The sequence below is a fragment of the Salinicola socius genome (assembly GCF_001937195.1).
GTDB lineage: Bacteria > Pseudomonadota > Gammaproteobacteria > Pseudomonadales > Halomonadaceae > Salinicola > Salinicola socius.
Map to the genome: position 1 here is coordinate 28,726 of NZ_MSDO01000010.1, position 12,003 is coordinate 40,728.

11 protein-coding genes are annotated in these 12,003 nt (G+C 62.6%); 7 read left to right on the forward strand and 4 right to left on the reverse strand.

Going from position 1 to position 12,003, the window contains the following annotated elements:
• Positions 1-357: 357 nt before the first annotated feature.
• The 4 genes from BTW07_RS08690 (at position 358) to BTW07_RS08705 (ending at position 3,271) form a co-directional block, all read left to right on the forward strand.
• Positions 358-1,038 carry an HAD family hydrolase gene (locus tag BTW07_RS08690; RefSeq protein ID WP_075569787.1) on the forward strand — a complete coding sequence of 227 codons (681 nt, stop codon included), beginning with the start codon at positions 358-360 and terminating at the stop codon, positions 1,036-1,038.
• A gap of 221 nt (positions 1,039-1,259) precedes the next feature.
• Complete coding sequence (locus BTW07_RS08695; RefSeq protein ID WP_075569871.1) at positions 1,260-1,634, forward strand: translation initiation factor Sui1; 375 nt, start codon at positions 1,260-1,262, stop codon at positions 1,632-1,634.
• Positions 1,635-1,748: 114 nt separating this feature from the next.
• Positions 1,749-2,168, forward strand: coding sequence for a YbaY family lipoprotein (locus BTW07_RS08700; RefSeq protein ID WP_075569788.1), 420 nt, complete (start codon positions 1,749-1,751; stop codon positions 2,166-2,168).
• Positions 2,169-2,278: 110 nt separating this feature from the next.
• Entirely contained in the window at positions 2,279-3,271 is a 993-nt protein-coding gene (locus BTW07_RS08705; RefSeq protein ID WP_075569789.1) for an aldo/keto reductase, read from the forward strand.
• Positions 3,272-3,358: 87 nt separating this feature from the next.
• On the opposite strand, the gene BTW07_RS08710 is transcribed toward BTW07_RS08705, so the two are convergent.
• Positions 3,359-4,204, reverse strand: a complete 846-nt coding sequence (locus BTW07_RS08710; protein WP_075569790.1) for an NAD-dependent protein deacetylase — start codon at positions 4,202-4,204, stop codon at positions 3,359-3,361.
• Positions 4,205-4,290: 86 nt separating this feature from the next.
• Between BTW07_RS08710 and BTW07_RS08715 the strand changes: the two genes are divergently transcribed.
• The 3 genes from BTW07_RS08715 to BTW07_RS08725 all read left to right on the forward strand — a co-directional run bounded on the left by BTW07_RS08715 (position 4,291) and on the right by BTW07_RS08725 (position 7,404).
• Positions 4,291-5,376, forward strand: a complete 1,086-nt coding sequence (locus tag BTW07_RS08715) for a diguanylate cyclase (protein ID WP_075569791.1) — start codon at positions 4,291-4,293, stop codon at positions 5,374-5,376.
• 42 nt (positions 5,377-5,418) lie between these two features.
• A complete protein-coding gene (locus tag BTW07_RS08720; RefSeq protein ID WP_075569792.1) occupies positions 5,419-6,333 on the forward strand; it encodes a nuclease-related domain-containing protein in 915 nt (304 codons plus the stop codon).
• Positions 6,334-6,399: 66 nt separating this feature from the next.
• A complete protein-coding gene (locus BTW07_RS08725; RefSeq protein ID WP_075569793.1) occupies positions 6,400-7,404 on the forward strand; it encodes a sugar kinase in 1,005 nt (334 codons plus the stop codon).
• On the opposite strand, the gene BTW07_RS08730 is transcribed toward BTW07_RS08725, so the two are convergent.
• The 3 genes from BTW07_RS08730 to betT form a co-directional block, all read right to left on the reverse strand.
• On the reverse strand, positions 7,401-7,997 hold the full coding sequence (locus tag BTW07_RS08730) for a hypothetical protein (RefSeq protein WP_144076873.1): 597 nt from the start codon (positions 7,995-7,997) through the stop codon (positions 7,401-7,403). The two genes, BTW07_RS08725 and BTW07_RS08730, sit on opposite strands and share 4 nt — an antisense overlap.
• On the reverse strand, positions 7,990-9,615 hold the full coding sequence (locus tag BTW07_RS08735; protein ID WP_075569795.1) for a sodium:solute symporter family protein: 1,626 nt from the start codon (positions 9,613-9,615) through the stop codon (positions 7,990-7,992). Before BTW07_RS08735 ends, BTW07_RS08730 begins: the two co-directional genes overlap by 8 nt.
• Positions 9,616-9,761: 146 nt before the next feature.
• Positions 9,762-11,825, reverse strand: coding sequence for a choline BCCT transporter BetT (gene betT, locus BTW07_RS08740; RefSeq protein WP_075569796.1), 2,064 nt, complete (start codon positions 11,823-11,825; stop codon positions 9,762-9,764).
• Between the last annotated feature and the right edge of the window lie 178 nt (positions 11,826-12,003).

Here is a 12,003-nt window from a genome sequence, read left to right on the forward strand (position 1 = left end):
TTCCTTGCCTTGACCCGCGACCGGGTCTTTCCGAGCGTCTCCCCACCCCGTCACCCGCCTCAAACTTTCGGCCCAGAAGCGGGCCGGGTTCGGACGATCAAAAAGTGTGCAATTTCTGGGGAGCCTCTTGCCTCGGCTTGTCAATCTCGTTCGGGGCGACTAAAGTTGCAACATAGATTAGAAACAGTGTTCCGTAATCCTGTACTTTTCGATACCGCGGCCGATATTGGAACAACTGGATACAGCGGAACTGGAAACGTCAGAACCGGAAACGAGAACTGGAGCCAGTAATCGGCAGACCGATTCACCGACGGTCTGCGTCTATATCCACTGACAGCGCCCTCGAGGCGACCCATCATGCCCGATCCCCTCTGCTTGCTTTTCGATTGCGACGGCACTCTGGTCGATAGTGAACCGCTTCTTGCCGAAGTCATGGCGAAATACCTGAATCAGGCCGGCCTGCCCTTCCAGCCCGACGATTACATGAAGGCGTTTCGCGGCGCGCGATTCGCCAGCATCGTCTCGCATCTGGAGCGCGAGCACGGGGCGCTCGACGAAGCCGTTCGTCAACATATCGAGACTTCAATGCGCCAGGAGATGTACGAGCGCATGGCAGACGAACTCGAGCCGATCGCCGGCGTTCCTGAAGCGCTCGATGCGCTGGGTTCGCTGCCACGCTGCGTCGCGTCCAACGGCCCCGAGACGAAGATTCGGCGGGCGCTGGACAGCACGGGCCTGCGCGGCTTCTTCGGCGATCATATCTACAGCGCCTATACCGTGGGGAGCTGGAAGCCGGCACCGGGCCTGTTCCTTCATGCCGGGCGCGACATGGGCTTCGACCCCGCCGACTGCATCGTGATCGACGACGCCCAGGTCGGCGTTCGTGCGGCGCTGGCAGCAGGCATGCGAGTCGTCCATATCAATCGCTTCGCCGATCTCGAGCCCACTCCCGCCGGCGCGATCGGAATCCGCGACATGCGCGAGCTTCCCGGCGTGATCGATAGACTGATGCCGGCCCTGGCCGTCGGCAACCTCTAGCGCTTCGGGTGCCTATCAACCCCGAGTGCCGGGATTCGATGGCCGGCCACCGGCGCTCCGTCGGACCAGATGATCACTGCCCGGGCCAACCGCTCGGGCCGTGATCGTTGCGCCATCGCCAATTTCAGCTCGACCGATTCCCGTTCGATTACTTCGCACGTTCGTTCCTCATCGGGCGGCCGAGTTATCATCCATCGCTCGAGTATCGATTCGGAGTTCTCATGCCTTCATTGCAGGATCAGCTAAGCAGCCTGGTCTACTCGACCGAACACGGCGAGACCTGCCCCGACTGTCGCCGGCCCGTGGCCGAGTGCGAATGCCGCGAACGCGAGGAGGCCGAGCGGCTCGCCTCCCTCGACGGCATCGTGCGCATTCGTCGCGAAACCAGTGGCCGCAAGGGCAAGGGCGTGACGACGATCCAGGGCGTGCCACTGAATAGCGACGAGCTGAAAATCCTGGCCAAGACGCTCAAGAAACGCTGCGGCACCGGCGGTGCGCTCAAGGATGGCATGATCGAGATTCAGGGCGACCATCGCGAGGTGCTCAAGCGCGAGCTGGAGTCGCGCGGGTTCAAGGTCAAGCTGGCCGGAGGTTGATCTGTCCTCCCTCACGGTCCCCTTCTACCCTGACACGCGCAACGACAGGAATTTTCCCCCCTTGTGCGTGTCACACCTCTGCCGTTTCCGCCTCTTCCTTGATTAGGGATCCCGATGTCTTCGCTCAAAGCACTGCGACCGCTTGTCCTGATCATGACGCTGCTGGCACTGGGTATGCTGACCGGGTGTGCCGGCGGGCCCCAGTTCGAGACGCTCGCCGCCCGGGTGGTATCCGACAAACCGATAACGCTCCCCAAGTCTGCAGCACTCGAAGTCCAGCTGAAGGACGTTTCCACCGGCGACGTGCTGGCCAGCAGCCGTTACGAGCAGTTGGGACAGCTTCCGATACCGATCACCCTGCAGTACGCCGCCGAGGCGATCGACCCCGACGACCTCTATCGCCTTAGCGCGCAGATTCGCGACGACGACCGAATTCTCTATCTGAATCCGGAGCCGGTATCGGTCTTCGGCCATGGTGACGCCCCCGAGCCGGACATTCCGGTGACCACCACCGGCGCGGCGACCGCTCGCTAAGCCGAACCGTCGAAGCCCGAATCCGGGAAACCCGTCGCTAAGGTCGACTTGCCGAAGACAGGCCAGCGATTCACTGTAGTGCAATCCGATTCATCACCAAGGAGGGCAGGATGGAAACACTGACACTACCCGGTACCGACATCGTCACGTCCCGCATCGGACTCGGCACCTGGGCCATGGGCGGCCGCCAGTGGGGCGGTACCGACGATCCCAACGCCATCCGCACCATTCACGCCGCCATCGATCGTGGCGTCAACCTGATCGATACCGCACCGGCCTACGGTTTTGGCCATTCGGAAGAGGTCGTCGGCAAGGCCGTCGCCCAGTCGGATCAGCGTGACAAGCTGGTGCTGGCGACCAAGGCCGGCCTCGAGTGGTACGACGATGCTACCGTGGCACGCAATGCCACGGCGAAACGTCTGGAGAAAGAGCTCGACGACTCGCTGCGTCGGCTGAACACCGACCATATCGACCTCTACCAGATCCACTGGCCGGATCCGCTGGTCGAGATCCAGGAGACCGCCGAGGCGATGGCACGCTTCCATCGTGCGGGCAAGATTCGCGCGATCGGTGTCAGCAACTTTTCTCCCGCACAGTGCGACGTCTTCCGCCAGGCCGCGCCGCTGCATACGCTGCAGCCGCCCTACAACCTGTTCGAGCGCGATATCGACAGTGAAATCCTGCCTTATGCCGAGAACAACGATCTGACCCTGCTGACCTACGGCGCCCTGTGTCGCGGTCTGCTCACCGGCAAGATGCAACAGGGCTATGCATTCAGCGGCGACGATCTGCGCAACAAGGATCCCAAGTTCCAGTCGCCGCGCTTCGCGCAGTACCTGGCCGCGGTCGAGGCGCTGACCGAGCTGGCTCGCAGCCGCCACGACAAGAGCGTGCTGGCGCTGGCCGTCCGCTGGATTCTCGATCGCTCCCCCAACATTGTCGCCCTGTGGGGCGCCCGCAAGCCGGAACAGGTCGAGCCGCTGGGCGATATCACCGGCTGGAAGCTGAGCGACGAGGACATGGCCGACATCGATGCCATTCTGACCCGCCATGTCAAAGATCCGGTCGGCCCCGAGTTCATGGCGCCGCCGACACGTCGATAAGCGGTAAATCACCTGTCATCGACTCGGAACCCGGCCTTGGCCGGGTTCTGTCATTTCGGCGCTGCCGGCATTTTGCCGCCGCTGCCGCTATACCGTTTCCAGTTCGTCGATCAGGGCCGTCAGCGTCGGCCCGATCGATGTCGTGAGCTTGAGATCGAACAGTTCATCGGCCCGCGTGGTGCCGAGATTGACGCAGGCGATCGGCTTGCCCGCCTTGGCCGCCTGCCGGGCGAACCGAAACCCCGAGTAGACCATCAGCGATGACCCGATCACCAGCATGGCCGAGGCATCCGCGAGCGCGTCGAAAGCTCGCTCGACCCGGGCCTTGGGCACGTTGTCGCCAAAGAACACCACATCCGGCTTGAGAATGCCGACCCGGCAGCGAGCGCAGCCGGGCACTTCGAACGTGGAAAAATCGTGGCCATCGAGATCGGCATCACCATCCGGTCCCACCTCGGCGCTCAGCGACAGCCACTCGGCGTTGCGGCGCCCGAGTTCGTCATGCAACGCATGGCGCATCAGTGTCGCGTCACAGTTCATGCACCTCACCACATCGGCCTGGCCGTGGAGATCGATGACGCGTCGCGAGCCCGCTCGCTGATGCAGGCCATCGACGTTCTGTGTGACCAGCGAAGCGATTCGCGACTGCTGCTCGAGTACCGCCAGCGCCTTGTGCGCCTGGCCGGGATGCGCGGACGCCAGCGCCCGGAAACCGACCAGACTGCGCGCCCAGTAACGTTGCCGTACGGCGTGGCTGCCCATGAAAGCCTGATGGCTGACCGGGGGCGGCCGCTTCCAGTCGCCTCGCACATCGCGATAATCGGGAATGCCACAGTCGGTACTGACCCCGGCACCCGTTAGCACGAACAGGCGCGGTTGGCGCTCGACGAAATCGAGCAGCGCCGAGACGTCCGGAATGGATTCGTTGGACATACTATTTTCTGCCGATCGATGTTAGATAAGAAAGTGACGATTCCTTAACACAAGATAAGCGTCCTCGACGCTGGATGGCTGCCGACATGCCCGATACGCCCCTGGATCCCGTGGTCGAAAAGCGTTTAAGGGGCACCCGTCTCGCTAAACGTATCTACGCACCGCGGACCCTGGGACTCCTGGTCGGCGGCCTGTGCATCGGTAGCGCGCTCCATGAATTGCCGACCCCGCCCTGGGTCTGGACGCTATGGTCACTGCAGATCCTGTTCTGGTCCCACCTCGCCTACTGGCGAGCGAGGTATCACAAGTCACCCTATCATGCCGAACGTCAGAATCTCGGCGCCGACAGTTTGCTGGGCGGCTTCTGGGTGGCAGCCATGCATTTCAACGTGCTCCCCAGCATTGTGGTAGTGACGATGATCTGTCTCGACAATATCGCGGTTGGCGGGACACGTATGGCGTTGCGTGGTCTCGGCCTGCTGGCCACGGGCACGCTGATCGGGATGTGGTTGATCTCGCCGGGCTTTCCAAACATCGTACCATCGGCAACCGTGCTGCTCTGCAGTCTACCGATGATCATCACTTACCCGCTTGTGATCGGCTATATCACCTATCTCCAGGCCCGCCGACTCAGCCGCCAGAAGACGGCATTGATCGAGTTGAGCCGCTCCGATGGATTGACCGGGCTGTTCAATCGCCGCTTCTGGGAGGATCAGGTAGCCGCAAACCTGCCAACCGATTCGCCCGCAACGATCGCGCTGCTCGACCTCGACCATTTCAAGCGCATCAACGACGAGCATGGTCATGGTGTCGGCGACCAGACCCTGCGCACGTTGTCTTCGCTGCTCCGCCAGTCGTTTGGCGATGACGTGCTGCTCGGGCGTTACGGTGGCGAAGAGTTCGGCCTGCTGATGCCGTCGACCACGCTGGATCAGGCCTGGACCGCGATTCAGCGGTTTCAGCAACGGCTGAGACACTATCCGCCACCACCGCCGCTTTCCAGGATGCCAACCTGCAGCATCGGCCTGGCCGCCAAGAGCCCGCTGACGAGGAATCACGAGCAATGGCTGCTGCAGGCGGACCAGGCGCTTTACTCGGCCAAGCATGCCGGGCGCAATCGGATCTGCATCGACGGCGCTCCAACATCGCAGACGACGCTCGACCTCGGCTAGAATGGCCTCTTCCCGCCCACGCCACTGCAAGGACAACCGCTCATGGCCTGGTTGGAGTATGTACTGCCGCTGATCTTTCTGGCCCCGCTGGGCGCCGCCGCCCTGGTGGCGATCACCCTGCGCGACGTGCAGACCGTCGGCCTGCGCTCTCCGCATGACGGCGAGCCGATCCACGAGATCGCCCAGGCGCACCGCGATCGCCTGGAGAAGGCGCGCATGGTGTTCTTCATGGACGCCACGCTGGCGCCGACGCTCACCCTGATGCCGATCGTCTACGGCATGGGCCGAATGCTGTTCGCCGAAGAGCAGAGCTGGCTGGAGTGGTCGCTGTATGGCGTCGTCAGCACCCTGCTGGCGATGCTGTTCTGCTTTCTGATTCTGCGTGACGTCCAGCGTGTCCGCCGCCTGACGCGCAGCCTTGCCTGCGAACTGGCAGTGGGTCAGGCGCTGGATCATCTGATTCGCCCGTTGGCCAAACCCTACTTCGTTTTCCACGACTTCCCGGCCGACAGTTACACCATCGATAACGTGCTGGTGACGCCGCAGGGCGTGTTCGTGATCCAAACCGTGGCGCGCGAGTTTCCGCTCGATCTCGAAGGCCGCCCTGTCAATACCGTATCGGTCGAAAGCGAACGCCTGCGCTTCCGAGGCTGGAACGAGCGCCAGGTACTGCGCAAGGCGCGACTGTCGACGGTATGGCTGCGCCAGTGGCTTTCCCGCCACGCCAAGCTGAGCGTGCCGGTAAGAGGTTTCCTGGTGCTCCCGGGCTGGGTCATCGATGACGAAACCGAACATCTCGGCGACAGCCGCGACATTCGCGTGGTGGACGGCATCGACCTCGCCACGCAACTGGGTATCGGCGACGGCGACATCATCGATGACACCCAGCGCCAGCATCTGGTGGATGTTCTGAATGCGCGCTATCAGCGGCTGGAAAGCAAGCCGCCGGCCAACTGACGATCACCGCGCGATCGTGCGCCGGTCCTTCCCTGCAAGACTTTTTCGCACAAGCCTGGAGACGCCATGCCTCGTTCCGAATCCCGCTCAGACTCACGCCATGATTCTGGCCACGACTCACGCTACGACGTACTGACGTTTGGCGAGGCCATGGCGCTTTTCGTCGCCGACGATGATGGCCCGCTGGACCAGGTCACAAGATTTCATCGGCGCACGGCGGGCGCCGATACCAATGTGGCCATCGGGCTATCCCGGCTTGGCTTTGGCGTGCGTTGGCTCAGCCGCGTCGGGGCGGATCACAACGGCACCTTCCTGCAGCGAGCGCTGGAAGCCGAGGGGCTGGACTGCCGCCACGTGCAGCGGGACGACACTCATGCCACCGGGCTGGTGTTCAAGGCCCGTGCCGTCGACGGTGCCGACCCGCACGTCGAATACGTCCGCCGCGGCAGCGCTGCCAGCCATCTGAGCATCGCCGATGGCCGCGACGTCGAGCTGGAGTCCGCTCGTCATCTGCACGCTACCGGGATTCCGCCGGCCATTTCCGATTCGGCGCGCGAGTTGTCGTTTCATCTGCTGCGCCAGGCTCGCAGCGCCGGGGTATCGGTCTCGTTCGATCCCAATCTGCGCCCCAGCCTGTGGCCCAACGAAACGGTGATGATCGAGACCCTCAACGCGCTGGCTGCCGAATCCGATATCGTGATGCCGGGACTGAGCGAAGGGCGTCTGCTGACCGGCCGCGACACCGCTCATGATATCGCCGGTCACTATCTCGACCGGGGCGCCAAGGTTGTGGTGATCAAGCTCGGTCCGGAAGGCAGCTACTTTCGTACGGCCGACAGCGAAGGCACCGTCGACGGCTCACCGGTCAAGCAGGTCGTCGATACCGTCGGCGCCGGTGATGGTTTCGCAGTGGGCATCGTCAGCGCGTATCTCGACGGCCTGGACTGGCGGGCGGCACTGCACCGCGGCAATCTGATCGGGGCCCGGCAGGTTCAGGTCATCGGCGACATGGAAGGTCTGCCCAGTCGAGAGGAACTGATCGCCATGGAGCGCAGCGGCGACGCGATCTAACCGGGTACGGAGCCGTCGTTTGGCGCCGCCGGGCGGGTGACGCCCGGCACGGCGCCGGCTCGATCGCGCAACCCCGACAGTACCGCCGGCTTGAGTGCTCCCAGCGCTTCGCCGGACAGCCCGCTGAGTACGATCAGCCGAGCCTGACGCTCCTTCCCATAGCCGAGCCGCCCTTGCGAATAGCCGAGCCACAGCGGCAGCTCGACGGCGCGTAGCGTCGAAGGCTGCACACGTAGCGACCAGCGTCGTGGCCGAGCCAGCCGCTCCCACAACCACCAACGCTCGAACTGCGAAAGCGTCGGCCTCGGCCCTCCGTCGAGCAAGAGAACGCCGTCGTCCGCTGGCGGCGCGAGATTCAATTCCCCCGCTATCAGCAAGGCTCTTGGCAGATGCGCGGCCGCCAACAGCCAGGCCAGCGGCTTCTCCGCTTCCCTCCCGATCGCCAGCGCCCATAGCGACAGCCACGCCGGCTCGAACCGCCCGGCGCCGAAGTGGCGCAGTCGGGGCTCGGCGGCGGCTGCGTTCAGCCGTCGGGGCAACCGCGCGATTGACTCCCCCGTTTTCTGCTGCGGTTCACGCGTTCGCTCAGCCATTGGCCCACCACTGCAGCAGCCCCAGCGCGGCGAGCGAGATGAAGAACCATGCCACCAGCCCGAGGCAGCGCCGCCGCGTCAGGCGAGCATCACCGCCAATCTCGGCGGCACCGCCACTGCGCCCCTTGAGAATCGCCTGCATGTCGGGTGCGGTTTCGTCGATCGACACATCCGTCAGTTGGGACGCCGATGGCGCCGGTGCCGTCAGACTCACCCCATAGCCGACGACGACCGAAACGATCAGCCCCACGAAGTTCTGATAGAGCCAGGAGATATCGGTCTGCGACACGGCCCACACGGCCGCCATGCCGAAAATGATGCCAGCTACCGCGCCACGCCCGTTGCTGCGGTGGCTGAGCACGGCCAGCAGAAACGTTCCCAGCAGAGCCCCATAGAACCAGGAGCCGATACGATTGACGGCTTCGATGACCGGCCCGAGATTGCCCGCGAAGAACGCGAATGCCGTGGCATAGAGCCCCCAGAAGACCGTAGCCCAGCGCGATGCCTTGAGATAGTGCTTTTCGTCGGCCTCGGGCTTGACGTAGCGGGCGTAGAAATCGCGTACCGTCACCGCGGATAGCGAATTGAGCGCCGAATCCAGGCTCGACATCGCGGCCGCGAAGACCCCAGCGATCACCAGGCCGGTAATTCCGACGGGAAAGGCATTGACCACGTAGCGCGGAAACAGCTCATTGAGGTTGTCCGGTGCGGTCAGACCGTGCTGCTGATAGTACGCGGCCAGCATCACGCCGATGAACAGGAACAACAGCATCTGCGGCACCAGCAGATAGCCGCCGATCAGCAGCGAGCGCTGCCCCTCGGCAATCGTCGGGCTGGTGAGCACTCGCTGAATCTGGCTTTGATCGGTACCGAAATAGGCGATATGCATGACGATGCCCCCGATCAATCCGGCCCACAACGAGTAGGTCACGGTAGGATCGATCGACAGATCGAGGGTATCGAACATGCCATTGGCGGCACCGTAGTCGAACACGTCGCTCCAGCCGCCGGGCAGGCTCGACACCAGCAGCACCATGCTCAGAATCGCCCCCAGCCACAGCACGAACATCTGGATCACGTCGGTCCAGATCACCGCGCTGATGCCGCCGAGTACGGTATAACTGACCGCGATGACCGCCATCAGCACGATCGTCAGATTGACGTCCCAGCCGGTGACCACCGACAGCACCAGCGCTGGCGCATAGAGCACCACCCCGGTGGCGAGGCCGCGAGCGATCAGGAACAGCAGCGCCGCCAGCGACCGGGTCAATGCGCCGAAGCGACGTTCGAGCAGCTCGTAGATGCTGTAGATGCCGGCGCGGTGGAAGATCGGCACCAGCACCACGATCAGCACCGCCATCGCCAGGGGCACGTTGATGAAGGTCGCCAGGCGCTCCAGGCCGCCCTCGAAACCCCAGCCGGGCGCGCCGATGAACGTGATCGCACTGGCCTGGGTCGCCATGACCGAAAGACCGATGGCCCAGCCGGGGATCTTGCGACCGCCCAGAAAGTAGTCCTGCGTGTTCTCCTGATCCTTGCCGAAACGGGCGCCCACCCAGGCAATCCCCACGACGTAGACGATCAGAACAGCGGTATCCCACCACGTGAAAGCTCCCACATTCGTGCCCTCGGTTTTTGTTATCGACAAAATTGAGCGTAGCACGTCGTCTCCGCGATGCCCCCGAGCGAGCTTTTGGCGTGCCAAAATGAAAAACCCCGGCCAGAGGCCGGGGCAAGTTAGAACAGAATGAGTGTGGCGTCAGATCAGCCTGGCGGCTGTTCCGGACTATCGGGCATGTTGACGCTGCCCGGTTCCATGCGATTGAGATGCAGGAACTGCAGATGACGCTCGTACTGATCGAGAATGTCGTCGATGACCTGTTCACGGGTATAACCCATCAGGTCGTAACCCTGACTCCCCTCCAGCAGATATACCTCCAGACGATAGTAGCGACTGCTGCTACGCGGCGTTCGCATCGCGAAGGAGGGCGTGGAAAACGGATGCGTCCAGATCTGGTAAGCGAAGTTCTGCTCGCTGCCGAGATCGACGTAGAGCGACAGATAGTCATCGTCATTCTGGGTACCGTCGCTGATGTCGACCTTGACGCCCTGTTTCACCAGCTCGTCGCGCACCGCGTCCATCGCCGGTCGCCCGGTCTCTTCGAGGAACTGCTGCGCCTGCTGTCGATTGGGGAACGACATGGCACGCTTGAGACGTGTCTTCCAGTCGTGATTGCTGTCGCGATTACCTGAGGACATGCGACCCGAAAGCGAACCGGAAAGACTCAGGCGGTGGCTATCTTCCTTGAAGGCTTCGACCTTCAACGCCTTGTAAAGGCCGGCAATCATGAAAAACAGCACGATCGAGAACGGCAAACCGGTAATGACAACGGCACTCTGCAGCGTCGACAACCCTCCGGCCAGCAAGAGCGACAAGGTCAGAACCCCGATCACCGCCGACCACAGGATGCGCATCCAGATCGGCGCATCGCTGTTGACGTCCTTGAGCTTGGACGTGAAGTTCGACAGAACCAGCGCGCCCGAGTCACCGGAGGTGACGAAGAACACGATCGCCAGAATGCTGACGGCGATGGTGGAGAAGACCGGGAACGGATACTGCTGCAGGAACAGGTAGATCCCCGCCGGCGGCGTATCCATGACCTGCTGGCCGAAGTCCGTGGCGCCGTTCATCGCCATGTCGAGCGCACTGTTACCCCGAATCGACATCCAGATCATCATGAACGCGATCGGCAGTGTCAGCGTGCCGGCGACGAAGGTGCGGATGGTGCGCCCCCGCGAAATGCGCGCCAGGAACAGGCCGACGAACGGGCCCCAGGCAATCCACCAGGCCCAGAAGAACAGCGTCCAGCCGTTCAGCCATTCGGTGGGCTGATCGAACGCATAGGTGTTGAACGACATCGAGACGAAACTGGACAGATAATCACCGACGTTCATCACCAGAGCGTTGAGCAGGAACACCGTCTTGCCGGCGAACAGGACGAACAGCAGCAGCGCGATCGCCAGCAGAATGTTGAACTCGGAGAGACGACGAATGCCTTTCTCGACACCGGTTACCGCGGAGATCGTGGCGAACAGCACGATCATCAGCACCAGAATGGTCTGGGTCCAGGCACTTTCCGCGATGCCGAACATGAAGTTCAGCCCGTAGTTGAGCTGGATGACACCGATCCCGAGGCTGGCCGCAATGCCGAATACCGTGCCCCGTACGGCGGCAATGTCCACCACGTGGCCGATGGGGCCATAGATCTTCTTGCCGAAGATGGGATAGAGCGCACTGCTGATGGTCAGCGGCAGATTGTGGCGATAGCTGAAGAAGGCCAACGACATCCCGACCAGGGTATAGATACCCCAGCCCGACAAGCCCCAGTGCAGAAAGGTGAGCTGCATCGCATAGCGAGCGGCGGCGACCTGATCACTCGGGGCATTGGGCGCGTTGTAGAACTGGGTCAGGGGTTCCGCCAGGGCGAAAAAGATGACCCCGATTCCGATCCCGGCCGAGAACAGCATCGCCGACCAGGAAAAGATGTTGAAGTCGGGTCGCGAATGTTCGGGGCCAAGGCGAATATTGCCGAAGCGGGAAAAGCCCACGAAGATCACGAACGCCAGATAGATGACGACTGTCAGAAAGTAGTACCAGCCGAAGGTGTTGGAGATCCAACCCAGCATCGCGTTGATGATGCCATTCGCTTGCTCGGTAGCCACCATCGCCCACACCGAGAAGGCGACGATGCCAATGACCGACCCATAGAATACGACTGGATTCAGTCGATCCTGGGTACTGGAATTATTATCGGGGCTTGTACTCATGCGGCTCCCATCATGTTCAGATAGTTTTCGTTGACGAGTGACGAAGGCGCCCGGAAGCATCGTGCCGCGCTTCAGGGGTCGCCAGGCGATAATGGCCTCCCACTCGTTTCCGTGTTCCCGCCGCGAGGCCTCGTGGCCTCGGATTGAGTTAAGTCGACTTCGGCCGTTGAATCCAGCG

What these genes read in the sequence shown, in the direction of transcription:
- BTW07_RS08690 (WP_075569787.1), top strand. Translation starts at nt 358, where the DNA reads ATGCCCGATCCCCTCTGCTTGCTTTTCGATTGCGACGGCACTCTGGTC.
- BTW07_RS08695 (WP_075569871.1), top strand. Translation starts at nt 1,260, where the DNA reads ATGCCTTCATTGCAGGATCAGCTAAGCAGCCTGGTCTACTCGACCGAA.
- BTW07_RS08700 (WP_075569788.1), top strand. Translation starts at nt 1,749, where the DNA reads ATGTCTTCGCTCAAAGCACTGCGACCGCTTGTCCTGATCATGACGCTG.
- BTW07_RS08705 (WP_075569789.1), top strand. Translation starts at nt 2,279, where the DNA reads ATGGAAACACTGACACTACCCGGTACCGACATCGTCACGTCCCGCATC.
- BTW07_RS08710 (WP_075569790.1), bottom strand. Translation starts at nt 4,204, where the DNA reads ATGTCCAACGAATCCATTCCGGACGTCTCGGCGCTGCTCGATTTCGTC.
- BTW07_RS08715 (WP_075569791.1), top strand. Translation starts at nt 4,291, where the DNA reads ATGCCCGATACGCCCCTGGATCCCGTGGTCGAAAAGCGTTTAAGGGGC.
- BTW07_RS08720 (WP_075569792.1), top strand. Translation starts at nt 5,419, where the DNA reads ATGGCCTGGTTGGAGTATGTACTGCCGCTGATCTTTCTGGCCCCGCTG.
- BTW07_RS08725 (WP_075569793.1), top strand. Translation starts at nt 6,400, where the DNA reads ATGCCTCGTTCCGAATCCCGCTCAGACTCACGCCATGATTCTGGCCAC.
- BTW07_RS08730 (WP_144076873.1), bottom strand. Translation starts at nt 7,997, where the DNA reads ATGGCTGAGCGAACGCGTGAACCGCAGCAGAAAACGGGGGAGTCAATC.
- betT (WP_075569796.1), bottom strand. Translation starts at nt 11,825, where the DNA reads ATGAGTACAAGCCCCGATAATAATTCCAGTACCCAGGATCGACTGAAT.